The 25,902-nt window shown below is 68.6% G+C and carries 34 protein-coding genes and 2 other RNA genes; 16 read left to right on the forward strand and 20 right to left on the reverse strand.

Annotated features, from left to right (window positions below):
- Positions 1-3: 3 nt before the first annotated feature.
- From rimM to ffh, 3 genes are all read right to left on the reverse strand, one after another.
- Positions 4-561, reverse strand: a complete 558-nt coding sequence (rimM, locus tag ACP2AD_RS11125; protein WP_425230117.1) for a ribosome maturation factor RimM — start codon at positions 559-561, stop codon at positions 4-6.
- Positions 562-670: 109 nt separating this feature from the next.
- Positions 671-1,192, reverse strand: coding sequence for a 30S ribosomal protein S16 (gene rpsP / locus ACP2AD_RS11130; protein ID WP_425230118.1), 522 nt, complete (start codon positions 1,190-1,192; stop codon positions 671-673).
- 31 nt (positions 1,193-1,223) lie between these two features.
- Positions 1,224-2,729 carry a signal recognition particle protein gene (gene ffh / locus ACP2AD_RS11135; protein ID WP_425230119.1) on the reverse strand — a complete coding sequence of 502 codons (1,506 nt, stop codon included), beginning with the start codon at positions 2,727-2,729 and terminating at the stop codon, positions 1,224-1,226.
- Between the two features lie 204 nt (positions 2,730-2,933).
- On the opposite strand from ffh, the gene mtaB reads away from it, so the two are divergent.
- Genes mtaB through ACP2AD_RS11150 form a run of 3 tightly spaced genes read left to right on the forward strand, consistent with a single transcriptional unit; the run spans position 2,934 to position 5,742 of the window.
- On the forward strand, positions 2,934-4,133 hold the full coding sequence (gene mtaB, locus ACP2AD_RS11140) for a tRNA (N(6)-L-threonylcarbamoyladenosine(37)-C(2))-methylthiotransferase MtaB (protein ID WP_425230120.1): 1,200 nt from the start codon (positions 2,934-2,936) through the stop codon (positions 4,131-4,133).
- Positions 4,130-5,062 carry a signal recognition particle-docking protein FtsY gene (gene ftsY, locus ACP2AD_RS11145; RefSeq protein ID WP_425230121.1) on the forward strand — a complete coding sequence of 311 codons (933 nt, stop codon included), beginning with the start codon at positions 4,130-4,132 and terminating at the stop codon, positions 5,060-5,062. Before mtaB ends, ftsY begins: the two co-directional genes overlap by 4 nt.
- The gene (locus tag ACP2AD_RS11150) at positions 5,059-5,742 is read left to right on the forward strand and encodes an inner membrane-spanning protein YciB (RefSeq protein ID WP_425230122.1); all 684 of its coding nucleotides are present in this window, start codon (positions 5,059-5,061) and stop codon (positions 5,740-5,742) included. The genes ftsY and ACP2AD_RS11150 overlap by 4 nt, the downstream gene beginning before the upstream one ends.
- 1 nt (position 5,743) lies before the next feature.
- Here ACP2AD_RS11150 and ACP2AD_RS11155 read toward each other — a convergent pair whose 3' ends face one another.
- Both ACP2AD_RS11155 and pspF read right to left on the reverse strand, forming a co-directional pair.
- A complete protein-coding gene (locus ACP2AD_RS11155; RefSeq protein WP_425230123.1) occupies positions 5,744-6,346 on the reverse strand; it encodes a superoxide dismutase in 603 nt (200 codons plus the stop codon).
- 76 nt (positions 6,347-6,422) lie between these two features.
- On the reverse strand, positions 6,423-7,436 hold the full coding sequence (gene pspF / locus ACP2AD_RS11160) for a phage shock protein operon transcriptional activator (RefSeq protein WP_425230124.1): 1,014 nt from the start codon (positions 7,434-7,436) through the stop codon (positions 6,423-6,425).
- A 171-nt stretch (positions 7,437-7,607) separates the two neighbouring features.
- Between pspF and ACP2AD_RS11165 the strand changes: the two genes are divergently transcribed.
- The 9 genes from ACP2AD_RS11165 to ACP2AD_RS11205 all read left to right on the forward strand — a co-directional run bounded on the left by ACP2AD_RS11165 (position 7,608) and on the right by ACP2AD_RS11205 (position 11,032).
- Positions 7,608-7,748 carry a hypothetical protein gene (locus tag ACP2AD_RS11165; RefSeq protein ID WP_425230125.1) on the forward strand — a complete coding sequence of 47 codons (141 nt, stop codon included), beginning with the start codon at positions 7,608-7,610 and terminating at the stop codon, positions 7,746-7,748.
- Between the two features lie 98 nt (positions 7,749-7,846).
- The gene (pspA, locus tag ACP2AD_RS11170) at positions 7,847-8,521 is read left to right on the forward strand and encodes a phage shock protein PspA (RefSeq protein ID WP_425230126.1); all 675 of its coding nucleotides are present in this window, start codon (positions 7,847-7,849) and stop codon (positions 8,519-8,521) included.
- A gap of 3 nt (positions 8,522-8,524) precedes the next feature.
- Complete coding sequence (gene pspB / locus ACP2AD_RS11175; RefSeq protein WP_425230127.1) at positions 8,525-8,851, forward strand: envelope stress response membrane protein PspB; 327 nt, start codon at positions 8,525-8,527, stop codon at positions 8,849-8,851.
- Positions 8,852-8,854: 3 nt separating this feature from the next.
- Positions 8,855-9,235 carry an envelope stress response membrane protein PspC gene (gene pspC / locus ACP2AD_RS11180; protein ID WP_425230128.1) on the forward strand — a complete coding sequence of 127 codons (381 nt, stop codon included), beginning with the start codon at positions 8,855-8,857 and terminating at the stop codon, positions 9,233-9,235.
- An 84-nt stretch (positions 9,236-9,319) separates the two neighbouring features.
- Positions 9,320-9,625 (forward strand): hypothetical protein, encoded by a 306-nt coding sequence (locus ACP2AD_RS11185; protein WP_425230129.1) that lies wholly within the window; start codon positions 9,320-9,322, stop codon positions 9,623-9,625.
- 10 nt (positions 9,626-9,635) lie between these two features.
- Positions 9,636-9,902, forward strand: coding sequence for a hypothetical protein (locus ACP2AD_RS11190; protein ID WP_425230130.1), 267 nt, complete (start codon positions 9,636-9,638; stop codon positions 9,900-9,902).
- Positions 9,903-9,920: 18 nt separating this feature from the next.
- A complete protein-coding gene (locus ACP2AD_RS11195; protein WP_425230131.1) occupies positions 9,921-10,160 on the forward strand; it encodes a hypothetical protein in 240 nt (79 codons plus the stop codon).
- A 12-nt stretch (positions 10,161-10,172) separates the two neighbouring features.
- A complete protein-coding gene (locus tag ACP2AD_RS11200; protein WP_425230132.1) occupies positions 10,173-10,418 on the forward strand; it encodes a hypothetical protein in 246 nt (81 codons plus the stop codon).
- Positions 10,419-10,624: 206 nt separating this feature from the next.
- Positions 10,625-11,032, forward strand: coding sequence for a SufE family protein (locus ACP2AD_RS11205; protein WP_425230133.1), 408 nt, complete (start codon positions 10,625-10,627; stop codon positions 11,030-11,032).
- A gap of 22 nt (positions 11,033-11,054) precedes the next feature.
- On the opposite strand, the gene ACP2AD_RS11210 is transcribed toward ACP2AD_RS11205, so the two are convergent.
- From ACP2AD_RS11210 to ACP2AD_RS11255, 10 genes are all read right to left on the reverse strand, one after another.
- Positions 11,055-11,582 carry a J domain-containing protein gene (locus ACP2AD_RS11210; protein WP_425230134.1) on the reverse strand — a complete coding sequence of 176 codons (528 nt, stop codon included), beginning with the start codon at positions 11,580-11,582 and terminating at the stop codon, positions 11,055-11,057.
- Between the two features lie 135 nt (positions 11,583-11,717).
- Positions 11,718-12,088, reverse strand: an RNA gene (gene rnpB, locus ACP2AD_RS11215) — RNase P RNA component class A.
- Positions 12,089-12,098: 10 nt separating this feature from the next.
- On the reverse strand, positions 12,099-12,782 hold the full coding sequence (locus tag ACP2AD_RS11220; RefSeq protein WP_425230135.1) for an N-acetylmuramoyl-L-alanine amidase: 684 nt from the start codon (positions 12,780-12,782) through the stop codon (positions 12,099-12,101).
- A gap of 33 nt (positions 12,783-12,815) precedes the next feature.
- Positions 12,816-13,661, reverse strand: coding sequence for a CheR family methyltransferase (locus ACP2AD_RS11225; RefSeq protein WP_425230136.1), 846 nt, complete (start codon positions 13,659-13,661; stop codon positions 12,816-12,818).
- A complete protein-coding gene (locus ACP2AD_RS11230) occupies positions 13,658-14,710 on the reverse strand; it encodes a chemotaxis protein CheB (RefSeq protein ID WP_425230137.1) in 1,053 nt (350 codons plus the stop codon). The genes ACP2AD_RS11225 and ACP2AD_RS11230 overlap by 4 nt, the downstream gene beginning before the upstream one ends.
- Before the next feature lie 16 nt (positions 14,711-14,726).
- Positions 14,727-15,089: a response regulator gene (locus ACP2AD_RS11235; RefSeq protein WP_425230138.1), complete on the reverse strand. Its 363-nt coding sequence runs from the start codon at positions 15,087-15,089 to the stop codon at positions 14,727-14,729.
- A 62-nt stretch (positions 15,090-15,151) separates the two neighbouring features.
- Entirely contained in the window at positions 15,152-15,574 is a 423-nt protein-coding gene (locus ACP2AD_RS11240; protein WP_425230139.1) for a chemotaxis protein CheW, read from the reverse strand.
- 4 nt (positions 15,575-15,578) lie between these two features.
- Positions 15,579-17,864 carry a chemotaxis protein CheA gene (locus tag ACP2AD_RS11245; RefSeq protein ID WP_425230140.1) on the reverse strand — a complete coding sequence of 762 codons (2,286 nt, stop codon included), beginning with the start codon at positions 17,862-17,864 and terminating at the stop codon, positions 15,579-15,581.
- A gap of 85 nt (positions 17,865-17,949) precedes the next feature.
- A complete protein-coding gene (locus ACP2AD_RS11250; protein ID WP_425230141.1) occupies positions 17,950-18,579 on the reverse strand; it encodes a histidine phosphotransferase family protein in 630 nt (209 codons plus the stop codon).
- A gap of 53 nt (positions 18,580-18,632) precedes the next feature.
- Positions 18,633-19,055 carry a M67 family metallopeptidase gene (locus ACP2AD_RS11255; protein ID WP_425230142.1) on the reverse strand — a complete coding sequence of 141 codons (423 nt, stop codon included), beginning with the start codon at positions 19,053-19,055 and terminating at the stop codon, positions 18,633-18,635.
- 11 nt (positions 19,056-19,066) lie between these two features.
- Between ACP2AD_RS11255 and ACP2AD_RS11260 the strand changes: the two genes are divergently transcribed.
- The 4 genes from ACP2AD_RS11260 (at position 19,067) to mtgA (ending at position 23,089) form a co-directional block, all read left to right on the forward strand.
- Complete coding sequence (locus tag ACP2AD_RS11260; protein WP_425230143.1) at positions 19,067-20,002, forward strand: RluA family pseudouridine synthase; 936 nt, start codon at positions 19,067-19,069, stop codon at positions 20,000-20,002.
- A 58-nt stretch (positions 20,003-20,060) separates the two neighbouring features.
- Positions 20,061-20,966, forward strand: a complete 906-nt coding sequence (rpoH, locus tag ACP2AD_RS11265) for an RNA polymerase sigma factor RpoH (protein WP_425230144.1) — start codon at positions 20,061-20,063, stop codon at positions 20,964-20,966.
- Between the two features lie 97 nt (positions 20,967-21,063).
- Positions 21,064-22,314 carry a flavin monoamine oxidase family protein gene (locus ACP2AD_RS11270; protein WP_425230145.1) on the forward strand — a complete coding sequence of 417 codons (1,251 nt, stop codon included), beginning with the start codon at positions 21,064-21,066 and terminating at the stop codon, positions 22,312-22,314.
- Between the two features lie 10 nt (positions 22,315-22,324).
- Positions 22,325-23,089: a monofunctional biosynthetic peptidoglycan transglycosylase gene (mtgA, locus tag ACP2AD_RS11275; RefSeq protein WP_425230146.1), complete on the forward strand. Its 765-nt coding sequence runs from the start codon at positions 22,325-22,327 to the stop codon at positions 23,087-23,089.
- A 61-nt stretch (positions 23,090-23,150) separates the two neighbouring features.
- On the opposite strand, the gene ACP2AD_RS11280 is transcribed toward mtgA, so the two are convergent.
- The 5 genes from ACP2AD_RS11280 to ACP2AD_RS11300 form a co-directional block, all read right to left on the reverse strand.
- Positions 23,151-23,480, reverse strand: a complete 330-nt coding sequence (locus ACP2AD_RS11280; RefSeq protein WP_425230147.1) for a YbaB/EbfC family nucleoid-associated protein — start codon at positions 23,478-23,480, stop codon at positions 23,151-23,153.
- A 3-nt stretch (positions 23,481-23,483) separates the two neighbouring features.
- Positions 23,484-25,220 carry a DNA polymerase III subunit gamma/tau gene (locus tag ACP2AD_RS11285; RefSeq protein ID WP_425230148.1) on the reverse strand — a complete coding sequence of 579 codons (1,737 nt, stop codon included), beginning with the start codon at positions 25,218-25,220 and terminating at the stop codon, positions 23,484-23,486.
- Positions 25,217-25,405: a hypothetical protein gene (locus tag ACP2AD_RS11290; RefSeq protein ID WP_425230149.1), complete on the reverse strand. Its 189-nt coding sequence runs from the start codon at positions 25,403-25,405 to the stop codon at positions 25,217-25,219. Before ACP2AD_RS11290 ends, ACP2AD_RS11285 begins: the two co-directional genes overlap by 4 nt.
- A gap of 74 nt (positions 25,406-25,479) precedes the next feature.
- An RNA gene (gene ffs, locus ACP2AD_RS11295) (signal recognition particle sRNA small type) lies at positions 25,480-25,574 on the reverse strand.
- Between the two features lie 52 nt (positions 25,575-25,626).
- On the reverse strand, positions 25,627-25,875 hold the full coding sequence (locus tag ACP2AD_RS11300; RefSeq protein WP_425230150.1) for a hypothetical protein: 249 nt from the start codon (positions 25,873-25,875) through the stop codon (positions 25,627-25,629).
- Positions 25,876-25,902 lie beyond the last annotated feature (27 nt).

The raw sequence follows: 25,902 nt of genomic DNA on the forward strand, positions 1-25,902 counted from the left end.
GGCTTAGCCCGCGAAAATCGGGTCGAGTATCAGACGCTCGGCGTCCCAGGCGGGCACTGCCTCGGGAGTGAAGGGCGCCATGAACAGCTTGCCGTCGGGACGTTCAACCTCGATCAGGTCGCCCGCGCCGAAATTCTCGACCGCGATAATGCGACCGATGCATGTGCCATCGGGGGTCTGGACGCGGAGACCGATCAGGTCGGCGTGATAATATTCGCCATCCGGGAGGGGCGGCAGATCGGCGCGCGCGATTGTCAGCGCCGTGCCGCGGAGCGCCTCGGCGGCGGTCCGGTCGGAAGCCTCGGCGAAGCGCGCCATCGTGCGGCGGTGCGATGTCAGCGTCAGCGCGCCGTCGTTGAAGGTGCGCCACGCCGACAGGTCTTCGGTGAACAGCTTCAGCTTCACCTCGCCACCGACGCCGTGCGCCCCTGTAATGATGGCGAGGGTGACGCGGCCCGCGTCGGCGTCAAGCTTCTGGCGAGCCGGGCGTGCGGGGCTCGACGTCGTCAGCGCCTTCGGCAGGCGCCGTCGCGGACTGGCCGTCGTCCCCGACCGCTTCATCATCATCGGTACGCGGATCGGGAAGCGTCGGCAGCGGGTCGGATGTCATGGCGGCTCCTTTCGAAACCGCCCCAACGCACGACCCGCCGCTTCGGCTGCCCCACCGGACTCACGCCTCAGCGGTGAGCGTCTCGGCGGCGGCGTCGGTCGCGGCCGTGTCCGCCGTCGACTCCGTTGCCGCCTCGACCTCCGTCGCGACGACGGCCTCGGCCTCGGCCTGCGTGTCCGCCGCGGGGGCAGGATCAGGCTCGGGGGTCGGAACAGCAGCAGCCGCCGCCGCAGCGTCCTGCTCCGCCTTCAGCTTCTCGGCCCGCTCCTCAGCGCGCTCGGTCGCCTTTTCGCCGGGCTTGCCCTTGGTCGGGTTGTTCCGCGCAGGCCGCTCTTTGACGCCGGCGGCATCGAGGAAGCGGGCGACCCGATCGGTCGGCTGCGCGCCGACGCCCAGCCAATGCTTGGCACGCTCGCCATCGATCTGGACGCGCTTGGCGTCGTCCTTGGCAAGAAGCGGGTTGTAGGTGCCGATCTTCTCCAGATACTTGCCGTCGCGGGGCGAACGCGCGTCGGCGACGACAACCCGGTAATAGGGGCGCTTCTTGGAACCGCCGCGTGACAGGCGAATGCTGATAGCCATCTAGATATTGTCCTTCATTTTTAGGTGTTTGCTATTTCTTGTTGAGGAAGTTCTGAAAGCCGGGAGGCAGGTTCTGACCGCCGGGGAGGCCGGGCAGACTGCCGTTCGGCCCACCCAACCCCTTCATCATGTCGCCGAGGCCGGGGCCGCCGAGCGCATTGCCGAGGCCGCCCATGCCGCCCCCGCCGGAGCCGCCGCCTCCCCCGCCGAGCATCTTCATCATACCCTTGAGTCCGCCGAGCTTGCGGAGCTTCTTCATCGCCGTCGCCATCTCCTGATGCATCTTCAGGAGCTTGTTGACCTCCTGAACCGTCGTCCCGGAGCCCTTGGCGATGCGGATCTTGCGCTTCGCGTTGATGAGTTCGGGCTTACCGCGCTCCCTGACGGTCATGGAGCCGATCATCGCATCCATATGGACCAGCATCTTGTCGGAGCCGGGCGCCGCGGCCATCGCCGCCTGCGCCTTCTTCATCCCCGGGATCATCCCGGCGAGCGCGCCCAGCCCGCCCATGCGGCTCATCTGCTGGAGCTGCGCGCGCAGGTCGTTCAGGTCGAATTGACCCTTCGCCATCTTGGCCGCCATGCGCTGCGCGTCGTCGGCCTGGATGCTCTCGGCGGCGCGCTCGACCAGCGACACGACGTCGCCCATGCCGAGGATGCGGCCGGCTACCCGCTCGGGATGGAACGCCTCCAGCGCGTCCATCTTCTCGCCGGTGCCGGCGAACTTGATCGGCTTGCCGGTGACGGCACGCATCGACAGCGCCGCGCCGCCACGTGCATCGCCGTCCATCCGGGTCAGCACGACGCCGGTCAGCGGCACCTGCTCGCTGAAGTTCTGCGCAACGTTGACCGCGTCCTGGCCGGTCAGCGCATCGACGACGAGCAGGATCTCCTGCGGCCGCGCGACGTCAGCGACGCTGCGCATCTCGTCCATCAGCGCCTGGTCGATGCTGGTGCGCCCGGCGGTGTCGAGCATCAGGACGTCAAAGCCCTGCAGCTTCGCGGCGGTCAGCGCACGCCGGGCGATCTCGACCGGCTGCTGCCCGGTAACGATCGGCAGCGTCTGGACGTCGATCTGCGTGCCCAGCGTCGCCAGCTGCTCCTGCGCGGCGGGCCGGTTGACGTCGAGTGACGCCATCAGCACCTTTTTCGCGCCGCGGTCTTTGAGGCGCTTGGCGATCTTGCCGGTGGTCGTCGTCTTGCCCGACCCCTGCAGCCCGACCATCATCACGATCGCGGGCGGAGTGACGCCAAGCTCCAGTTCCGACGCATCCGCGCCGAGCATCTCGACCAGCGCATCATGGACGATCTTGACGACCTGCTGCCCCGGCGTGACCGAGCGCAGCACGTTCTGACCGATCGCCTGCTCGGTGGCGCGCTCGACGAAATCGCGCGCAACGGGCAGCGCGACATCGGCCTCGAGCAGCGCGACACGCACCTCGCGCATCGCGGTACGGACATCGGCCTCGGTCAGCGCGCCGCGGCCGCGCAGGCGGTCGAACACCCCGCCAAGGCGATCGCTCAGGCTATCGAACATCCGCGCAAAACCTCATGGCTGCCCATCGAACGCAAAAAGCGCCGGCGGACGAAACCTCGTCGGCCGGCGTGCGCCACCCGCCGACCGGGCAACGCTTTCTCGTCACGTTCGGCGGGCCGAACAGACACTGCATGTAGCTGCAGAAGGTAGTAAACGCAACCGGGCGCGTGGACTTGGACCCTGGCCGCCCCTAAGTCGCGCGCCATGCTAGCCCCAACCTCGGAGGTCGTAACGCTCGGCTGCCGCCTCAACCTGGCCGAGAGCGAGACCATTCGCGCGTGGCTGAGCGGGCGGGACACGGTGGTGGTCAACAGCTGCGCGGTGACACGCGAAGCGGTGAAGCAGACCCGCGCCGCGATCCGGCGTGCGCGCCGTGCGCGGCCGGGCGCAGAGCTGGTGGTGACGGGCTGCGCGGCGACGATCGATCCGTCAGGGTTCGAGGCGATGCCTGAAGTCGATCGCGTCGTGTCGAACGCGGCCAAGATGACCCCGGCAAGCTGGGAAGCATGTTCAAGCCCCTCTCCCGGAGGGGAGAGGCGGAGGCCTGTGCGTCATGCGCGGGCGTTCTTGCCCGTGCAGAACGGGTGCGATCACGCCTGCACCTTCTGCATCATTCCGCAGGGGCGCGGGATCAGCCGGTCGGCACGGGTCGCCGAGACGATCGCGCGGGTTGAGGCGCTGGTCGCGGCGGGATTTCGCGAAGTGGTGCTGACCGGGGTGGACCTGACCAGCTATGGCGGCGACCTGCCGGATGCACCGTCGCTCGGCACGCTGTGCGCGCGGTTGCTCGACGTGCGCGGGCTTCAGCGGCTCCGGCTGTCGTCAATCGATGCGGTGGAGATCGATCCCGTGCTGGTCGAGCTGCTGACGGGCGAGGCTCGGATGATGCCGCACGTTCACCTGTCGCTGCAGGCGGGTAGCGACATGATCCTCAAGCGGATGAAGCGGCGACATGCCCGCGCCGAGGCTGTGGCGCTGGTCGCGCGGCTGAAGGCGAAGCGCGACGTGGCGATCGGGGCGGATCTGATCGCCGGCTTTCCGACGGAAAGCGAGGCGATGTTCGCCGACACGCTGGCGCTGCTAGACGACTGCGACGTTGTGCATGCACACATCTTCCCCTTCTCGCCACGTGACGGCACGCCCGCGGCGCGAATGCCGCAGGTGTCGCAGGAGGTCCGGCGCGCGCGGGCGGCGATGCTCCGCGAGCGTGCCGCGGCGCGGAAGGCGGCGTGGCTGCGGTCGCTGGTCGGCTCGCGGCAGGCGGTGCTGGTCGAGCGGTCGGGAGATCGGGGCCATGCGCCCGGCTTTGCGGAGGTGCGCGTGCCGCCCTCCCAGCCGGGCAGCGTCGTCGTGGTGGCAGTCACCGCGGCGACCGTTACCCATCTGATCGGCGATACGGCATGACCGACAGGCGCTCCTGGCACGAGAAGCTGGTCGGCGGGTTCCGGCGGACGTCGGACCGGCTGGTCGGTAATCTGGCGGGGCTCGGCCTGGGACGGCTGACCGACGCGCAGCTCGACGAGATCGAGGAGGCGCTGATCGCGTCCGACCTCGGCCCGGCGATCGCCGGCCGCATCCGCGCGCGGCTGACGGATGTCAGCGTCGAGCGCAACATGGAGGAGCTGGGCATCCGGCTCGTCGTCGCCGAGGAGGTGGAGAGGGCGCTGACGCCGGTGGCAAGGCCGCTGGCGATCGACGCCTTTCCGCGGCCGCAGGTGATCCTGGTGATCGGGGTCAACGGTTCGGGCAAGACGACGACCATCGCCAAGCTGGCGCACCTGTTCGCCGAGCAGGATTACCAGGTGATGCTGGCCGCGGGCGACACCTTCCGCGCCGCCGCGATCGGGCAGCTGCAGACCTGGGCCGATCGGGCCGGCGTGCCGCTGGTCGCGGGGAAGGAAGGGGCCGATGCGGCGGGGATCGTCTATGAGGCGGTCAAACAGGCGACTGCGATCGGCGCCGACGTGCTGATCGTCGACACCGCGGGGCGGCTCCAGAACAAGCGCGAGTTGATGGACGAGCTGGCGAAGATCAGGCGGGTGCTGGGGCGGCTAAACCCTGCCGCGCCGCACGACGTCGTGCTCGTGCTCGACGCAACGACGGGGCAGAACGCGCTCAACCAGATCGAGGTATTCCGCGATCTGGCGGGGGTGACCGGGCTGGTGATGACCAAGCTGGACGGTACGGCGCGCGGCGGCGTGCTGGTCGCGGCGGCGGAGCGGTTCGGGCTGCCGATCCATGCAATCGGCGTCGGCGAGGGGATCGGCGACCTGCGCCCCTTCGACGCGCGCGAGGTGAGCCGGATCATCGCGGGCGTGGAGCGGGTGACGTGAGGCCGGTACGGGCCCCTTCCCCCGGGCTGCGGCTCGCGATCGACTATGGGCCGCTACTCGTGTTTTTCCTCGTCAGCTTCCTGGCGCCGGGCACGGTATGCAGATCGATCGTCGCAATCTTTTCACGCAAGCTGGACGCAGAAGATGCCGTAAAGGCTCTTTTACTTGCGCGCGTGATGGTCGCTACCGCCTCCTTCGTAGTTGCGACGCTGATTGCAGTGGCTGTGTCCCGGATCAAGCTTCGCCATGTTTCGCCTATGCTCTATCTTTCAGCGACACTGGTATTGGTGTTTGGCGGATTGACCTGGTATTTCGCCGACCAGAAGTTCATCCAGATGAAGCCAACGTTCGTCTACGTAATCCTGGCCGCGGTACTTGGCTTCGGATTAGTGACGGGACGCCCATTGCTGGAAGGTCTACTCGGCGTGGCGTATCCCGGTCTTACCGCAACGGGATGGCGAAAGCTGACCGTCAACTGGACGGCGTTCTTTGCACTTCTGGCAGTCGCCAATGAGATCGCACGCGCGGCGTTGAGCTTTGACGCGTGGGTGTTCTTCAAGTTCCCCGGCTGCACGGTGGTGACGATCGCCTTCGCCCTCGCCAATGTGCCTATGCTGATGCGCAATGGCTTGGCCATAGACGAAGATGGGGCGGCGGCTGAGCAGCTACCGCCCGAATAGGTCAGCCCCCGAACCGCCTGCCCGCCTCGTCCCAGTTCACGATGTCCCACCATGCCTTGAGGTAGCCGGGGCGGTCGTTCTTGTAGGTCAGGTAATAGGCGTGTTCCCACACGTCGTTGCCCAGGATCGGGATGCCCGGTTCCTTGGCGTCGTCCATCAGCGGATTGTCCTGGTTCGGCGTCGCGGTCACCTTGAGCGCGCCGGACGCGTCCTTGATGACCCACGCCCAGCCTGAACCGAACTGGCCCACGCCCTTGGCGTTGAAGTCCTCCTTCAGCTTGTCGAGGCCGCCATAGGCGTCGATCGCTTCTGCCAGCGCGCCCGACGGTTGGGTCGATCCCTTCGGCCCCATGATCTTCCAGAAGAAGTCGTGGTTCCAATAGCCGCCGCCATTGTTGCGGACGAGCGGCGGCTGCTGGGAGATCATGCCGAGGATGTCCTCGATCGATTTGCCGGCCAGCGCCGCGTTGGCGGCGACGCCCTCGTTGAGCTTGTCGGTATACGCCTTGTGGTGCTTGTCGTGGTGGAAGGTCATCGTCTCCTTGGAAATGACCGGCTCCAGCGCATCATAGTCATAGGGCAGCGGGGGGAGTTCGAACGCCATGGGTGCCTCCTGAGTGTCGTGCGGGACAACGCCCCGACGCCGTGAACGCTCCCCCGGCGTTACGCAACCAGAACGATCACGGCGTTCCGATCAGGTCGTGGCGGCGCAGGGCGTGGCGGAACTGGTCATAGGACAGGCCCAGCGCCTGCGCGGCGGTGCGCTGGTTGTAGCGGTTTTCGGCGAGTGCACGGGTAAGGAGACGGCGTTCAAAGGCGGCGACGCTGGTCTTGAAGTCGGCCGGGTCGAGCTCACGCTGCTCTGGCTCCGGAGTCGGGTCGGAGGCGGGCGGCGGTGTCAGAGCGGCGCTGCGCGGGCGATGTGGAGAGGCGAAGGGGTCCAGCTCGATCTGGTCGACCGGGCCGTCCTCCTCCCAGCGGTAGACCGCGCGCTCGACAACGTTGCGGAGCTCGCGGACATTGCCGGGCCAGCTGTGGGTGCGCAGCAGCTCGGCGGCGGCAGGGCTGAACCCAGCCCAGCGGCGCCGGCCGATCTCGGCGGCCATGCGGCGCCCGAAATGCTCGGCCAGCACCTCGATATCGCCGCTGCGGGCGCGGAGCGGCGGCAGCGTGACGACCTCGAAACTGAGCCGGTCGAGCAGGTCGGCGCGAAAGCTGTGCGCAGCGACGCGGTCGGGGAGATGCTCGTTGGTCGCGGCGACGATGCGGACGTCGACGCGCAGCGGGCGCGACGCGCCGATGCGGGTGACCTCGCCATATTCGACCGCGCGGAGCAGCCGGTCCTGTGCGGCCATGCTGAGCGTGCCGAGTTCGTCGAGGAACAGCGTGCCGCCATCGGCCTCTTCGAACCGCCCTGCCCGCGCCTTGGTCGCACCCGTGAAAGCGCCCGCCTCATGCCCGAACAGCTCGGCCTCGATCAGCGTCTCCGGCAGCGCGGCGCAGTTCATCACCACCAGCGGGTGCTCCCAGCGCGGGCTGAGGCGATGGAGGCGCTCGGCGACGAGCTCCTTGCCGGTGCCGCGTTCGCCGATCACCAGCACCGGCCGATCGAGCGCGGCGGCCCTGCTGGCGCGTTCGAGAGCGTCGAGGAATGTACCCGACTGGCCGACAAATTGGGTAGTGCGCTCGGGCATCTGCCGGATGTTGGCGCATTTGGCCGAGGGTTGGCAAGGAGCGGCGTCGCCCCGTCGCTCGATTTCGCGCTAAGCTGTTGTTATTGGTTGCAAACCGCAATTGGCACAGGATCTGCAAAGACTTCCACATCGCCGGTTATCGGCGCCATCAGGTTCAAGAGGAGACACGAAATGACCATCCAGACCATCGGCCGCCAAGTTGTTGCCATCGTCGCCACCCTGCTCGTCAGCACCGCCTGCGTCGTTGGCGCGGTCGGCCCGGCGACGGCGCATGCCGGCGCGGCCCCCGTGGTCGCTGCAGCGCGCGCGTGATAATGGAGCCGATAGAACGCCGCCCCCTCCGCCTGCCGGCGGCGGCGTCCCCGGACCGACCGGCAGGTCAGTCGAGCTTTCTAGGGAGCAGTTGGACCATGGGCATCTTTTCCCGCACCCGCGATATCGTTGCGGCCAACATGGCGGACCTGCTCGAAAAGGCGGAAGACCCCGCCAAGATGATCCGGATGATCATCGCGGAGATGGAGGACACGCTGGTCGAGGTCCGCGCGTCGGCCGCCCGCACCATCGCCGACCAGAAGGAGATGCGCCGCCACATCGGCAAGCTCCAGCAGTTGCAGGCGAGCTGGACCGAAAAGGCTGAGCTGGCGCTGAGCAAGGACCGCGAGGACCTGGCGAAAGCGGCGCTGGGCGAGCGGCAGAAGGCGGCGGACATGGCCGACCAGCTGAGCGCGGAAGTGTCCGTGCTCGATGACGCGCTGCGCGCCAACGAGGAGGACATTGCCAAGCTCCAGAAGAAGCTGACCGAGGCGCGCGCGCGCCAGGCGAACGTGCAGACGCGGCTGGAGTCGGCGAACAACCGCTATCGCCTCCGCGACCTGTATGCCGGCCCCAAGACGCAGGATGCCTTCAGCCGCTTCGACGTGCTGGAGCGCCGGGTCGACGAGGCGGAAGGCCGCGCGGAAGCGATGGGGCTGGGCCCGGTCAAGACGCTGGACGAGGAGATTGCCGAGCTGCGGCAGTCCGATCGCGTCGATGCCGAGCTGGCGGCGCTGAAAGCGCGGCTCGCCGCACCGAAGACGGAGGGCTGAGCGATGCACCTCGGCGATGTGTTCGGGCTGCTGATCTCGTGCAGTATCCTTTTCATCGGGTTGCCTTGGTTGGTGATGCACTATGTCACCAAATGGAAGCAGGCGCCCAAGATCACCCAGGAGGACGAGCATCTGCTGGACGAGATGTTCAACCTCGCCCGGCGGCTGGAAGAAAGGCTGCAGACCGTTGAGCGGATCGCCGCTGCCGATCATCCCGACTGGAAACCGGGCCTTGCCGCCCCCGACGCCCCTGTCGCAACGGACCGTCAGACCTGGGGTCGTGCGATGGAAGGCCGCCCCTCCCCCTACAGCTTCGAGACAAGGAACTAAGCCATGGCTTCGCGCCGTACCAAATTCTATCTCGACCGCCAGAACGCCAAGTACAAGGGCGTGTGCGCCGGGATCGCCGACTATACGGGCATCGACGTGCTCTGGATCCGGCTGGGCGCCGCGGCGCTCACGCTCCTGGCTCAGCAATGGTGGATCATCGCTGCCTATTTCGTGATCGCCTGGATTGCGGAGGACAAGCCGCAGGGACTGTATCACGACACGGGGGATGCCGAGTTCTGGCAGGGCGTGCGTTCCAACCCAAAGCGCTCGGCCGCCGAGGTCCGCTCCAAGCTGCGCGACATCGACCGGCGGATGGCCGATGTCGAGACGCTCTACACCAGCCGCAACACGCAGCTGGCGTCGGAAATCGATAGCCTGCGCTGAGCGTGTGCCGAGCGCCCGTGCAGGCGGGCAAGGGAGTTATCGTGGGCGGCGTCACGACGCCGCCCCGCCAAAGGGACAAGCACGATGCACGACTGGGGTATCCTCGTACCGATCGCGATCTTTACGATCGGGCCGATTTCCTGGGCCTTCAACAACTGGGTCCGTGCGCGCCACGGCTATGAGCCGGAACAGTGGAAGAGCCGCCGCGCCCGCCGCGACGCTGCCGCCGCCGAACCGCTGGAGGACGCGCGCAAGGTGGCGCTGCTGACGACTGAGAACGAGCGGCTGCACGGCCAGGTCGGGCGGCTGGAGGACCGGATCGCGGTCCTCGAACGGATCGTGACCGATCCCGCCGAGCGCACCGCGCGCGAAATCAACGCATTGCGCTGAGGAGGAGAGCGTGAACGACACCATCATCCCGATCCTCGCCCTTTCCATTCCGGTGATCGCGATCATCGGCGGCGTGGTGGTACAGCCGCTGATCAAGCTGAAGCAGCGCCAGCTGGAGCTGCAGGCCGAGCACACCGCCGAGAAAGCGGCGCAATATGCCGCCCATACCGAGCGGCTGGAGCAGCGGGTGCGCGTCCTGGAGCGGATCGCGACCGATCGCGGCGTCGATGTCGCCGCCCAGATCGAGCAGCTGCGCGACCAGCCGCCGCTCAACTAGCAAGACAGGAGCCGACCGATGTTCTTCTGGGATGCCGTGGTGCTGATGGTGCTGATCGGCTGCGTGACGGGGGTGATCGTCACCTTCCTCCGCCGTGGTCAGCACGCGGCGCCGCCAGGCGACGTCGCGGCGCTGGCCGATGCGCGCGACGAGGTGCGGCTGCTGCGCGAGCGGGTCCAGGTGCTGGAACGCCTCGCCACCGACGATCATGGCCGCGCCCGGCTCGACGACGAGATCGAGCGGCTGCGCGACCGCTGAGGGAGAAGGGACATGACCGACCCCATGCTGACCCTGTCGACCGCGGCGCTCGGCGGGCTGGCGATGGTGACGAGCGCAGGGCTGGCGGGCTGGCGCGGCTGGCTGCAGCTCAAGCGAACCGAGCTGGAGCAGCTCCGCACCATGGCCGGTACGGCGGTAGGCGGCGCAATCGGCGGTGCGGGAACGCGGATCGAACTGGCCGACCTGCGCGAGCGGATCAGGAAGTTGGAGGCGATCGCGGCAGGGGTGGAGCTGTAGCGCGGCGCGGCTTGCGCCACGCTGGCGCAAGACTTGCGCCGGCTCGGCACAGCCGAGCGCCGACGTCACGGCGCGGCTTCACCGCGACGACCGCTTGGAGGAAAGGCGTCACCCTCCGTCGCCATTGGCGCTGCCTCGCCAGAGATGGACAAGCGCTGATCCGGCGAGCGTTGCTGCGCCGAAGAGATGCGCTTACGCAGCGCTCCATGCCCCGTCTTGCCGACATTGCCGACGAATACGCGTTCCTTGATCCCGACGACCGGTATCGCTTGCTGATCGATCTGGGGCGTCAGCTGGAGCCGATGCCGGCGGCGTTGAAGACCGAGGCGACGCTGGTCAGGGGGTGTTCGGCGTCGGTGTGGATCTACCCGACGCGGGTGCCGGACGGGCGGCTGCATTTCCTTGCCGACAGTAACGCTGCGATCACCAAGGGGCTGGTCGCGCTGGTACTCGTCGCGGTGCAGGACCGTATGCCGGACGACATAGTGGGGACCGACGTGACCGCGCAGCTAGCGCCGTTCGACCTGCAACGGGCGCTGTCGAGCAACCGGACGCAGGGCCTGCCGAACATGATCGCACTGATCCGCGAGACGGCGGCGCGGATGACCGCCTGATCCTCCACCCCTGCGGGAAAGGTCAGGCGGCTCTCGCCTCCTCGGCGGCGCGCAGGACTTCCCATGCCGCCTGGATTTTCTGAAAGCGTCCGGCCGCCTCCTCGTCGCCCGGCCGCACGTCCGGGTGGTTTTCCTTGGCGAGCCTGCGCCACGCGGCCCGTGCGTCCTCGGTGGTCGCGTCACTCTCCAACCCCAAGACATCAAGCGCACGCATCTCGTCGCGCGAGCGGGTGCCATCACCGGGGCCGCCCCAAGCGTAATGCTTGGCGTTGGCATAGCCGTCCTGCGTCGCGCGATCGGCCTGTTCGCGGGCGGCGGCTTCCTCGGCGGAAAGCCCGGCGAAATAATCCCAGCCGCGATTATATTCCGCCGCGTGGTCGGTGCAGAAATACCAGCGATCAGGGTTGTTGGGCGATTTGGGCGCCGGGCAGTCGCCGGGCCGGTCACAATTATGGCGGTCGCACACCCGAACCTGCGTCGCCTCCCGCGATGAGCCGTAGCCGCGCCAGCGGGGGAAGCCCCAGTCGTTGGTGCGGGAACTGCGGGGCATGGGGTGGCCTTAGAAGGGCGGCTTCGCGCTGTCACTCTTTGCCGGATATCAGGGAGGACGGCTTGTCAGTCGCGCCGAACCCCCACCCCGCCGCGCTTGGCGGCTGTCCCTCTCCCGCGAGCGGGAGAGGGATGTAAGGCCAGAGGGTCTGTAAGCCGGGTTCTGTTCACCCCTTGCGGGGATCGGCGACCATTCCTCTAGGCCGTGCATCGCTGCGCGGCTCAAGCAACCAACCCGGGCTTCGAGCGGGAACGCGCTCATGCGAAGCCCCTATTCGGTCTTGCTCCCGGTGGGGTTTGCCGTGCCGCCACCGTCACCGGCAGCGCGGTGCGCTCTTGCCGCACCCTTTCACCCTTGCACCGCCGAAGCGGTCCGCGGTCTGCTCTCTGTGGCACTGTCCCTGGGGTCGCCCCCGGCGGGCGTTACCCGCCACCGTTGTTCCGTGGAGCCCGGACTTTCCTCGGCTCCGTGCATGAGCACGGAAACGCGGCCGCCCGACCTTCTGGCGACGCGGCTCTACTCGTCGCCCTGAGGCTTAGGCAAGAGCAGGGCCAGAAGGATCATCCGGCACTCCGCGTCGACCTCACCGTCGATCAGTTCGGGGCGGAAGCGGCGTTGAAACGCCATGATCGCGGCCATCGGCTCGACGACATCGTAGCCGAAGCGCTCCAGCGCCAGGAGGAACCCCGCCTCGGTCCAGCCAGGGTCCATCAGGTTCTTCGTGGGCCGCGGCAGTGCAAGGCGGCGGCGCGCGAGTTCAAACCAGGGGAACAGCTCGCCCGGATCGCGCTTGCGGGTCGGCGCGACGTCCGAATGGCCGACGATGTTGCCGCGCGTGATCTGGTGCTCGTCCTTCAGCCGGTGAACGAGGCGGACGATCGCCCCGACCTGATCGGGCGGGTACGAGCGATAGCCGCCGTCATGGCCGGGATTGACGACCTCGATGCCGATACTGGCGGAATTGATGTCGGTGACGCCGCGCCAGTGGGCCTTGCCCGCGTGCCAGGCGCGCTTTTCATCGGGCACCAGCGCATGCACCGTGCCGTCCTCGTCGACCAGATAATGGCTGGAGACCTTCGCCGCCGGATCGCATAGCCGCGCGATCGCTTCGGCCGCGGTCGGCATGCCGGTATAATGCAGCACGATCATCGTGATCGGCAGCGCGCGCTCGTCGAAATTGGGCGAGGCGAGCGTGTTCATCACGTTCGCCGTGCCGCCTGCCGGCCCACTTGTCTAGGCGGCGAGCGTCGAGTCCTGCGCGACGGTGCGGGCGTAGAGTCCGCGCAGCGTGCGGCTGGGCGCGAACAGCCGGGTCTGGCCGATGACCGTCTCCCCCGCCCCCATGACCAGCATCCCGTCAGGGTACAGCGCGTTTGCGAGCCGGTCGAACACCACCGGTTTGGCGCGCGGCGACAGATACAGCATGACATTGCGGCACAGCACCACGTCGAACCGGCCCGCCGGGGCCGCGTCGGCGACCAGGTTGCCGCGCCGATACTGGACGTGACGGACCAGCTCGGGCTTCGCGATCCAGTCGCCGTCGAGTGCACCGTCGAACCATTGCATCAGACGGCGAACGGGCAGCCCGCGCTGCGCCTCGAATTGCGTGTAGCGCCCCGCCCGCGCTTGGGTCAGTGCGGTGTCCGACACGTCGGTGGCGAGGATGTCGGGCATCTCCGTCCCCGACAGCCTGGCACGTTCGGCGAAGATCATCGCCAGCGACAGCGGTTCCTGTCCGGTCGCGCAGCCCGCGCACCAGATACGCGCGCGGCGGCCCTTCGTCTCGGCAAGCCGGACGGCTTCGGCGATCAGGTCGAACACGGGCGCATCGCGAAAGAAGCTCGTTTCGCTGTTGACCAGCGCGTCGACGACGTGGTCGCCGAGCTGCGGATCGGCGCCGTCAAGCAGCAGGCTTACCAGAGCATCCAGTGTCGGCAGGTCGCGCGCCTTGAGCAGCGGCTTGAGTGCGGTGTCGAGCCGCCATGAGCGGTAGGAGGCGAGCTGCTGGCCCGTACGAGCTTCGAGCAGCGCGGTGAGCACGCTGACGGCAGCGGGCGAGAGCGGCGGGGGACCCGTCATGCGCGCCGCGGTCCCGCCAGGGAGCGGCCGATCGCCTCCGGCGTCAGCGCGGCAAGGGCGATGCCCTGAGCGGCGACCGCGCCGGGCATGCCCCAGATCACCGAGCTCGCCTCGTCCTGCACCAGCACCGTGCCGCCCGCTTCGGCGAGCGTACGCGCGCCTTCGGCGCCGTCGCGGCCCATCCCGCTGAGCACCGCGGCGGTAGCGCGGGCGCCGTAGACGGCGGCGATGCCCGCCAGCATCACATCCACCGAGGGCATGCAGCCGGTGACCGACGGCACGCGCGACAAGCGGACGCACGCGCCGCCGTCGCTGAGCCGGGCGACGGTAAGGTGCGCGTCGCCGGGCGCCACGATCAGGCGACCGGGCCGGATGCGGAGGTGATCGCTTGCGACCTCGCACGGCCGCCCCGCGATCAGCGCCAGCTGCGCCGCAAAATAGGGCATGAAGGTCGCGGGCAGGTGCTGACACACCAGCACGGGCGTGCGGAAGCCGGAGGGCAGTTCGCGCAACAGGCGGCTGAGCGCGTGAATGCCGCCGGTCGACGCGCCGATCGCAACCACGTCGCAGGGACCGGCGAGCATCTGCGCTGCGGGGGGCGGCGACGGCATGCAGGCCGCGGCGGGTTCGCCCAGACGGTCAAGCTTGTCGATGAGCGCGGCGCCGAATCGGCTCGCCAGGCTGGAGGCGGCGGGTTTGGCCAGCGTGTCGGCAGCGCCGAGCGCCAGCGCCTGCACCGTCTGCGCGGCGCCATCGGCAGCGGCAGACGATACGATGAGGATACGCGCCGCGCCGCCGGCGGTGAGCAGGTCGGGCAGCGCGGTGATCCCATCAACGCCGGGCAAATTGATGTCGAGCAGGATGAACTCGACGGTGTTCTTCGCCAGAAAGGCCAGCGCGGCGGCAACCGACGCGACCGCGCCCACGACCAGGTAGCGGTTACTGCCATCGACCGCCTGCGCAATCACCGCCCGTGCCACCGCCGAATCTTCGACAATCAGGACGCGCGCTGCTTCGGGGGCGACGAGCTTCAGGGCTGCGGCGGACACCGGCCGGATCGCGCGGTCAGGCGCCGACGATCTGAAGCTTGGACTCGAGCGTTTCCCGATCGAACGGCTTCATCACATATTCGTCAGCACCCGCCTCGATCGCAGCACGGATATAGGCCATGCCGTTCTCGGTCGTGCAGAACACCACCTTGGGCCGCGACGGGATACTCGACTCGCGCAGCGCGCGCAGGAAGTCCATTCCGCTCATCACCGGCATGTTCCAGTCGAGCAGGATGACGTCGGGGGCACTCGCTAGACATTGATCGAGCGCGTCGCGCCCGTCGACCGCTTCACTGACGCGATAATCGAGCGTCTCCAGGATGTGGCGCGCGACCTTGCGGATCACCTTGGAGTCATCGACGACGAGACAGGTCTTCATGGGGTATGCGACTTTCGTTTGAAGAGCTGCACCAGGTCTAGCGGCCAAGGGTTTGCGCGGCGTTAAGCGGCGAGCGTGATGGCGGGCAGCAGGCAGGGCAGGTCGATCACGAGTACGGGCTCGCCTTCGCGCTCAATCAGTCCGATGCCCGCGGCGGCCCAGCCGTGGCGCAGCGTCAGCCCGGCCAGCGGCTGGCGTTCGAAGGCGGCGACGTCTTCCAGTGCATCGACCAGCACCGCGTAGTGATGTCCGTCCAATCGGGTGATGATCGCGCGGCGGGTCCCGTCGGGGGTAGCGGCGAGGCCCAGTGCGAGGCCGGTGTCGATGACCGTGACGACGCGGCTGCGCAGCGCAGCGAGGCCGCGGACTGACGCCTGCGCGCCGGGAACGGGCACGAACTCGCCAAGATCGACCACCGATTCGACCTGTTCGGCGGGTACGGCGACTGCACGTCCGGCGACGTGAGCAACGAGGAACAGCTCCATCCGATCAATCCCCGGCCGCGAGGCAACCGGTGATGGCGGCGATGACCCCCGCCCGGTCGTAGCGGTAGATGCTGCCCTGCTTACCCGCGAGTTCGCGCCGCAGCCGGATCACCCCCCGCGTGGTGGGTGAGAAGTCCGTGTCGCTCATGACCAGCGTCACCGCGGCAGCCTCGTCGGGCAAAAGTCTGGTCGCGCAGCGATAGCCCGCGCCTTCGAGCGTTGGCTTGAGGAAGGTCTCCATCCAGCCCGTATCGTCGCCGTCCAGCAGGCACAAAGGGCGCTCGGCGACGATGCGTCCGGCGTCGGCAAACAACGCCAGCGCGTCGACCAGCTCGATCGGCTCGCCCGCGATGACCGCGACGCCCGCGATCAGCACGTCGTCGGCAGGCGCCAGCTCGGCGGGCAGCGCGACGATCTCGATCGGCTCGGCGATGGCATAGGCGACCTCGCTCATCCCATCGCTCAGCCGCAGCACGGCGACGTCGCTGCGGCCGGTCAGCGGCGCCGCGGCGTGAAGCGGGACGGTGCGCTCGGCAAGCGCCAGGCGGGAGCGTCCCCCGGTGACGCGGATGGCATCGGTTGACACGGTCTCGACCCGATCGAGCGCGGCGAGCGCGATCAGGCGGCGCTGGCCGTCGAGATCCTGGAACAATAGGGCGGCTTGGCCGGTGGCGGCCGCAACGGCCTCGACTTCGCCCCGCGCGACAGCCTTGTCGAAGCTGAGCCCCGCCGCCGCGGCGAGCCCGGCGGCGTCGAGCAGCAGCATTGGGCGGCCGCTGTCGGGCAGCGTCTGCCCGGCATAGAAGCCGGTGGCCATCACCGCCGGTGCGGCGGGCTTCACCACCAACTCCTCGATGTCGAGCACCGCGTCGACCGCCAGCGCATAGTCGCCGTCGCGGGTCGAGACGATCGCCAGCGTGTGCGCGCCTTTCGCCCCGATGCCTATCAGCCCGCCGAGATCGAGCAGCGGCAGGCGGCGGCCGCGGACGGTCGCGACCGCGGCATCGCCGAGCTGGTCGAGGCGGACAGCGCCGCCCTGTTCGGTGACGATCTCCTCGACCGACTGCCGCGGCAGCGCGAAGTGCTGCCCCCCCGCCTCGACGATGACGGTCGAGATGATGGACAGCGTCAGCGGCACATGGACGGCGAGCGCCAGCCCCTGCCCCGGCCGGTTACGCAGTTCGACGCGGCCGCCGATCTGCTCGATATTGGCATGTACCACATCCATGCCGACCCCGCGGCCGGACGTGGCGGTGACCGCGTCGCGGCTCGACAGACCGGGCGCAAAGACAAGCTCCGAACGCTGAGCTTCGCTCATCGCAGCGATCTCGGCCTGAGTATGCAGCCCGGACGCCACCGCCTTGGCCACGACCCGTGCGACGTCGATGCCGCGGCCGTCGTCGGCGATCTCGATGACGATCTGATTGCCCGACTGACGCGCGGAAACGGTGATCTGGCCCGCCGCACGCTTGCCCGCAGCGCGACGATCGGCCGCCGGCTCGATGCCGTGATCGATGGCGTTGCGGATGATGTGGACCAGCGGATCACGCATCAGTTCGATCATTTCGCGGTCAAGCTCGACATCGGCGCCTTCGACGATCAGCGCGACGGCCTTGTCCAGCTCGGCGGCGGTGTCCCGCACAATGCGCGGGAGCGCTGCAAATAGCGCTTCGACCCTCTGCATGCGCGTGCGCGTCACCGCATCGCGCATGTCGGCGACGGTAAGGCTCAATCGCTCCAGCGCCGATTCCGTGCGCGGGTCGAGTTCGGCGACCCGCATGCAGCGCGCCAGTTCGTTGCGCGCGAGCACCATGTCGGACATGCCGCTCATCATCCGGTCGAGCAGATCGACCCCCAGCCGGATGGTGCGGCTGGCGACGCGCGGCTGACCCCCGATGATGACCGGCGCATGAGCGGGGGCGGCGTCGGGTTCCAGCGCGGCAATCAGCTGATCCTCGCCCGCGTCGTCTAGCGCGGCACCCGCGTCGATCGCCTCCACCAGCTCGCCGATGCGGTCGACGATGGCGAGCACGGCATTGACGAGGGCGGTGTCGGGGATACGCGCGCCCTCCCGGACGGCGGCGAGCACGTCCTCGGCCGCATGACTGAGACGCGCGAGCCGCGGCAAATCGAGGAAGCCGCACGAGCCCTTCACGGTGTGGACGAAGCGGAAGATCGCGTCGAGCCGCGCGCGGTCGGACGGGGCAGCTTCCCACGCGACGATCTCACCCGCGATCGCCTCCAGCGTCTCCCGGGTCTCGGCGATGAAGTCTGCGAGGAGTTCGTCCATTGCGTCGCAGCTATGGCGCGCAGAGGGTTAAGGCCCGGTTAGATGATCCACAGGCGCCCCGTATCCAGCCGGCTGCGTTGGTGAGTCAGGCGCCCAACGCCGCGCCGAACAGCAGCACATTCTCGCCGGGCTCCGACACCTGCACCCCGCCCGCCAGCGTATGCACCAGGAAGGCGGCGGCGACGCGCGGGGTGACGCCTTCGCTGCCCTCGCCCTCGGTCAGCGTCCGGCGGATGTCGGGGTCGAGGATGACGCGTGGCCCCTCGGCGCGGACAACGATCTCGACCGTGCCGCCATTCTCTTCCCCGCCGATGTCCAACTTGCCGCCGCGAACCAGCGCGTCGCCTGCGATCATGGCGAGGTTGAGCAGCACCTTGGCGGCGGGCTTGGGCAGTGCCTCCGCCTCAACGAGCCAACCGAGCTCGACCTTGCGCCCGCCTGACAACAGCCCCTCGATGGCGCCGCGGCACTCGCGCGCGTCGATCTGCTCGCCGAACCCGCCCGCAGCGCCAAAAGCAAGGCGGAAGAACTTCAGCTTGTTGGCGGACGTCCGGGCGCTTTCGTTGAGCAGATCAAGGCAGCGCTGCCGCATCGCCGGATCGGTCTCGTCGGCGAGCAACTCCAGCCCGTTGTTGAGCGCGCCGACGGGGGAGAGGAGGTCGTGGCACAGGCGCGAGCAGAGCAGGCTGGCGAAATCGACGGGGGTGACGGGCATGGGCGCGTTGTGGCGAAGGGGAGTCGCAGGTGCAAGCTGCGTCCGTCGCGCAGCTACGGCATAATCGTGCGCGGAAGAATGATCAGTGGGTCGAAGCGACCGAGCATCGCGCCATGCTGCACCGCCCGGAACAGCCGCGCGTTGCCGGGCCCGACGATCAGCCACAGCCAGCCGTTCGGCTCCGCCTCGCGCGCATCGTGCAACGACGGCTGGGGCAGCCCGCCCGGGTGCGAATGGTAACAGCCGGCGATCGCCGGACCGCCGCTGCGGGCGGCACGGTGGGCGGCGATCAACGCGGTCGGATCGATTTCAAAGGCGGCGGCCGGTTCGGTGGCGACGTTGCGGCAAGATCTCGCCTGCATCACGTGACCGGGCGTGCCGAGCAGCAGCCCGCAGATTTCTGCCCCGGGCGAAGCCGCAGCCGCCGCGAGGATTTCGTCCAGCACGCCCTTCACGAACTCGACCGCGCTTCCCATATTGGCCCGCAATGGACCGGGGGGTCATAGTTCTTCAAGCGACGATCTCATCCGCAGCGGACGGGTGGCGGCTGGACCGGGCGCTAGCGGACGCGGCGCCGACCTTGTCGCGCGAACGGCTCAAGGTGCTGATCAACGCCGGGCAGGTGACCCGCGACGGCGCGACGGTGCGCGATCCCGCCAAGCGCGCGGCGGCAGGCGAGCTGTTCGCGGTGGCGATCCCCGCCCCCACGCCGGCGCACAACGCGGCGCAGGACATTCCGCTGGTCGTCGCGTTCGAGGACGAGCATCTGATCGTGGTCGACAAGCCCGCCGGGCTGGTGGTGCATCCCGCCGCGGGCAATCTGGACGGGACGCTGGTCAACGCGCTGCTGCACCATTGCGGCGGGTCGCTCAGCGGCATCGGCGGGGTGGCGCGGCCGGGAATCGTGCATCGGATCGACAAGGACACGTCAGGGCTGATGATCGCGGCGAAGACCGACCGCGCGCATGAGGGGCTGGCAAAGCAGTTCGCCGATCACTCGATCGAGCGGCGCTATCTGGCGATCACCCGCGGCACACCGAAGGGCGGATCGGGCGTGGTCGACGCCCCGCTCGCGCGCAACCCGAGTAACCGCAAGAAGGTCGCGGTCGTATCGGGAGGCAAGCGGGCGGTGACGCACTGGCGGCTGCTGGAGCCGCTGACGGGCGCGGCGCTGGTCGAGTGCCGTTTGGAGACGGGGAGGACGCATCAGGTGCGGGTGCACATGGCGTCGCTGGGGCATCCACTGGTCGGCGATCCGGTCTATGGCGGTCGGCATCCGATCGCGGACCGGCTCGGATTCAGGCGTCAGGCCTTGCATGCGGCGCGGCTGGGGTTCAGGCACCCGATCACGGGAGTAACCCAGGTGTTCGACAGCACGATGCCGTCGGACATGCAGGAACTGTTCAGCGCGCTCTCGGTATAGCTACATGGCCGTTTCGCTGCAGTGCGGGAAGCGGATAAGGGATCAAGGAGTTTTGGCAGTGGCAAAGAGCAGCAACCTCCCGGCCACGATCCCTGCGCTCGGCAGCGAAGCGGGGCTCAATCGCTACCTGTCCGAAATCCGCAAGTTTCCGCTGCTTCAGCCCGAGCAGGAATATATGCTCGCCAAGCGCTTCCAGGAACATGGCGATCCGGAGGCGGCGGCGCAGCTGGTGACGTCGCACCTGCGCCTCGTGGCGAAGATCGCGATGGGCTATCGCGGCTATGGCCTGCCGACCGCCGAGCTGATCTCGGAGGGCAATATCGGGCTGATGCAGGGCGTGAAGAAGTTCGAGCCGGACCGCGGTTTCCGCCTCGCCACCTATGCGATGTGGTGGATCAGGGCGTCGATCCAGGAGTATATACTGCGGTCGTGGAGCCTGGTGAAGATGGGCACCACCGCGGCGCAGAAGAAGCTGTTCTTCAACCTCCGCCGGATGAAGTCGAAACTCGACGCGTTCGAGGATGGCGACCTCAGCCCCGAAAACGTCCGCAAGATTGCGACCGACCTGGGGGTGCAGGAAGACGAGGTCGTCTCGATGAACCGCCGGATGGCGATGGGCGGCGACACGAGCCTCAACGTTCAGGTCGGCGAGGACGGCGACGCGCAGTGGCAGGACTGGCTGGAGGACCACGGTCCCCTGCAGGATCAGGTCGTCGCCGAGACACAGGAGGCAGAGGTTCGCCACGGCATGCTGGTCGACGCAATGGGCGATCTGTCCGACCGCGAGAAGCACATCCTGACCGAGCGGCGGCTGACGGATGATCCCAAGACACTGGAGGAGTTGAGCCAGGTCTATGGCGTCTCGCGCGAACGGGTGCGGCAGATCGAGGTACGGGCGTTCGAGAAGCTGCAAAAGGCGATGATGCGGCTCGCCGGAGAGAAGCGGCTGCTGGCAGCCGCGTAACGGTGCCAAAGGCACCGGCGCGCCCGGCCGGCGAGTCGGCGGTACGGCAGCCAAGCTCGTCTGACGTCCCGGACGGGCTTCGCCCGGCTGCCTTGGCATGACCGACCTCACCGCCGTCATCGGCGCTGGCGCGGCCGGCATCGCCGCCGCCCGCCGCCTTCACGACGCCGGGCGTGATGTCCTCCTGCTCGAAGCGTCCGATCGCCTCGGCGGCCGCGCGCACAGCGTGACGTTGGCGACCGGCCACACTGTCGATCGCGGCTGCGGCTGGCTTCATTCGGCGAGGCGCAATCCGTGGGCCGCGATCGCCGGGCGCAAGGGTTTCATCGTCGATCGCAGCTCGCCGCATTGGGACGAGCAGTGGCGCGACCTCGGCTTTCCGGCGGCCGAGCAGGCGGCGTTCGGCCGCGCCTGGGACCGGTGGGACAGCGCGGCGCGTGCGGCGCTCAACGGCCCCGACCAGCCGCTGTCGGCATTCGTCGCCGCCGATGACCCGTGGCGGCCGCAGCTCGACGCGATCTCCGGCTATGCCAACGGCGCGCCGCTCGACGCGGTGTCGCTGCACGACTGGGCGGCATATGAAGGCGCCGCGACCGAGGACAATTGGTCTGTGGTCGAAGGTTACGGCACGCTGGTCGCCGCGCATGCCGCGGGACTGCCGGTGCGGCTGTCGACACCGGTGACGCGGGTCGATCATCGCGGACGGTCGCTGCGGCTGGAGACGGCGGCGGGGACAATCGAAGCGGCGCGGGTGATCGTAGCCGTACCGACGACGGTGCTGGCGAGCGGCGCGCTGGCCTTCGACCCGCCGCTGCCCGCCAAGCAGGAGGCGGCGGCGGACCTGCCGCTGGGGCTGGCGGACAAGGTGTTCCTGCGCGCCGACGGCCCCCTGCCCTGGCCCGCGCACGCGCATCTGCTTGGCAAGCCGTGCTCGTCGATGACGGCGAGCTATCGCCTGTCGCCGTTCGGCTGGCCGATCGTCGAGGCGTTCTTCGGCGGCGCCTGCGCCGAGACGCTGGAGAAGGACGACCCCGCCGCCTTCGCGGTCGACGAACTCGTGGCGCTGCTGGGCAGCGAATGGCGGGCGCGGCTGACGCCGCTGATGGTCACGCGCTGGCGGCACGAGCCGTGGATCGGCGGCAGTTACAGCCATGCCCGGATAGGCCGGGCCGGGCAGCGGCAGGTGCTGGCCGAGGCGGTCGACGACCGGATGTTCTTTGCGGGAGAGGCGTGCCACCGGAGCGACTTCTCGACCTGCCACGGTGCCTATGAGACGGGACTGGCGGCGGCGGAAGCAATACTGAGGCCGGGCGGCGGGGGCTGGACAGCCACAGATGCGGCTGCCTAGCGTCCTTCCGATGGCGGAGAAACCGGTGCAATTCTGGCAGGACGGAGCGCAACGACCTGTTGATGGAACGCCGTCCGCACTCCCGAGGCGTCCGCCGTGGTCGCGGCGTCTGACGGGATGGTTCGTCAAGGCGCTGGCCGGCTTTGTGCTGCTATCCGTGCTGTGGGTCGCGCTGTACCGGTTCGTGCCGCCGCCGGTGACCTTTACCCAACTTGGCGACATGGCGGCGGGGAACGGCGCGCGGCGGGAGTGGATGAGCCTCGACCGGATGGACCCGGACATGGCGCGCGCCGCGATCGCGGGGGAGGATGCGCGCTTCTGCGACCATCACGGGTTCGACTGGCGCGGGATCGCGGGGGCGGCGGTGCACAATGCCCGCGGCGGACACCTGCGCGGCGGCTCGACGATCAGCCAGCAGACCGCGAAGAACACCTTCCTGTTCCAGGGCGGCGGTTACCTCCGCAAGGGGCTGGAGGCGTATTTCACGGTGCTGATCGAGGCGCTGTGGGGGAAGAAGCGGATCATGGAGGTGTACCTCAACGTCGCGGAGACGGGGATCGGCACCTATGGCGCAAACGCCGGGGCGCAACGCTATTTCGGGCATGACGCGTCGCACCTGACGCCGGTCGAGGCGGGCCGGATCGCGGCGGTGCTGCCGCTCCCGAAAAAGCGCGCGGCGATCGCGCCGCATGGCTTCGTCCGGCGGCATGGCGACCGGCTGGCCCGCTATACGGGGGTGGTGCGGCGAAGCGGGTTGGATGCTTGCCTGCGATGAGAACGAGCGGTGGCGTCGCGGTGAAGCTCCGTCGTCGAGGCTCGGCTGATGCCGCGTCCGCCTAGAACGGCAATTTGAACCCCGGCGGCAGTTGCAGGCCGCTGGTCATCTTGCCCATCTCCTCGTTCGACACCGCATCGGCTTTGGCGCGGGCGTCGTTGAAGGCAGCGGCGAGGAGATCCTCCAGCATCTGCTTGTCATCAACCTGCATCAGCGAATCGTCGATCGCGATGCCGATGACACGGCCCTTCGCACTCGCCTTTATCTTGACCAGCCCGCCGCCCGCGACACCCTCCACCTCGACGCGGTCGAGATTGGCCTGCGCGCTTTGCAGCTCGTTCTGTACGTTCTGCGCCATCTCCATAATGCGCTGCAACTGATTGTCGTCCATTCTTCAAGCACTCCGTTGATCGGCCGGCAAAAGCTCGGCATCCGGGAAAGCGCCGAACGCGGCGGCGACGATGGGGGTTTCGAGGATCGCCTGTTTCGCCGCGGCGTCGGCGGCGCGGTCACGGTCGGCCAGTGTCGGCTCGCCCGGCTGGTCGGCGAAGGACACCCGCCAGGGGCGGCCGCTCAGCGCCTTCAGCGCGGCGGTGAGGTCGGCCATCGTGTCCGCCGACATCGGCCGGCTGCCGCTCAGCACGAGCTCGGGCGGGGCGTAGCGGACAACGCTGGCCGCCGCCTTCAGCTTGATCGCGAGGCCGAGCGACCCGGCGGCGTCGATGGCGTCGATCAGCGCCGCGAAAGTAGAGGGAAAGTAGAGGCTCGCGTCGGTCGATTTCGCGGTTGCGGCGGGGGCGGGCGGCGCAGTTTCGGGGACACTCGTCTGCGGAGAGTGCCCCCCCTGAGGCAAGGTGCCCGCGAGCAGTTGCTTCGCCAGCTCGCCCGGATCGGGCAGCGTCGAGGCGTGGATCGCGCGCAGCAGCGCCATCTCCGCCGCCTCGATCGGCAAGGCGGCGCGCGCGACCTCCTCATGCCCCTTGAGCAGCAGCTGCCACAGCCGGTGGAGCGCCGCGAACGACAGCGTCGCCGCCCAGTCGGCGCGCGCGGCGCGCTCCTCCGCCGCCTGGCCGGGGTCGGGGGGCGTGCCGATCTTCGCGAGGGTAACGCCGTGCACCGTCTCCAGCAGCGCGCGCAGCACCGACAGCGGATCGACGCCGAGGTCATATTGCCGTCGCAACAGATCGAGCGCCGCCGGGCCGTTGCCGGTCAGCACGCCGGCGAACAGGTCGCGAACCGCGCCGCGGTCGGACAGGCCCAGCATCTCGCGCACCGCAGCCGCCGTAACCGTGGCCCCCGCGCCCGCTCCGTCGCGATTCCACCGATGCTCCACATCGTCGGAACCTTGGGCGGCTTCGCCCTCCAGCCCGGCATGCGCGATTGCCTGGTCGAGGATCGACAGCCCGTCGCGCGCACTCCCCTCCGCCGCGCGCGCGATCAGCGCCAGCGCCTCGGGCTCGGCGGCGACCTTCTCGGCCCCGCAGACATGCGCAAAATGACCGGCGAGCTTGTCTGCAGGAATGCGGCGCAGGTCGAAGCGCTGACAGCGCGAGAGGACGGTGATCGGGACCTTGTGGACCTCGGTCGTTGCAAGCAGGAATTTCACGCCGTCGGCCGGCTCTTCCAAGGTCTTCAGAAGCGCGTTGAACGCGTTCTTCGACAGCATGTGCACTTCGTCGATGATGTAGATCTTGTAGCGCGCCGAGAACGCGGTCATTCGCGACGCGTCGATCACGCCGCGCATGTCGTCGACGCCAGTGTGGCTGGCCGCATCCATCTCGATGACGTCGATGTCGCGGCCTTCGGCGATGGCGGTGCAATGCTCGCAGACGCCGCAGGGGTCGATCGTCGGGCCGCCCTGCCCGTCCTGCCCGATGCAGTTAAGCGCCTTGGCGATCAGCCGCGCGGTCGAGGTCTTGCCGACGCCCCGCACCCCGGTCATGAGAAAGGCGTGGGCGAGCCGGTCGCGCTTGATCGCATTGCCCAGCGTGGTGACCATCGCATCCTGACCGATCAGTTCGCGAAAGGTCTGCGGCCGGTACTTGCGCGCGAGGACGCGGTAGGCGCCGGGCTGCGCCGCGGGTTTTTGGGGCTGCGGCGGCTCGTCGAGGCCGAGCAGAGTGCCGGTCATGCGGCGACCGTCCGATCGATGTTGTCCATGTTGTCCGCCAGAACGCGGTCGTGCGGGCCAGCGATGGCGTCGTCGAAAGCACAGGTCGCGGAACAGAAGGTGATTCGGGTCACGGCACGATTATGGCAGGTGGCCGGGATGTAGGACAGTGGTTCGTGCTTGAGCGGCATGGCGAGGCCCATCATGCAGCCGCGCCGCGCTTCCCGCCGCCCGCGCTGGCGCGTCCTGAGTGCAGCTGCGCTGGGCCTGTGCACGCTGCGCGGTGGAAGCCGGGCGACCCGAAGCGAAATCGTTGTGGCTGCTGCCTTCCGGCCCTGACCAGGTTGGCGACAACTCCGCCCGCCCGACTTCCGTGCGCGCATATGGCGGAAGCGGGCGGCGGCTTCAAGCCAGCGCGGCGGTCGCCTCAATAGCGGCGGTATACCGTCCGGCAGACCCGGACCGGCTTTCCGTAATTATACCGGACGGCGCAGGCGGTGCGCGGCCGCGCGCGAACGACCCGAGTGCGGCGATAGCTGCGGCGATGGTAAGTGCTGCGGTGGTGGACGCTTCGCGCATAGCTGCGCTTGGCGATGACCTTGTCCTGCGCGGCGGCGGGTACGGCGACGCCGGTAAGGGCGATCACCGCCGCAGCGAACATGGCGAGGAGCTTCATGCGTCGTTCTCCCTGACACACCGGCAC

The organism is Sphingomonas sp. (genome assembly GCF_965248875.1).
Lineage (GTDB): Bacteria > Pseudomonadota > Alphaproteobacteria > Sphingomonadales > Sphingomonadaceae > Sphingomonas.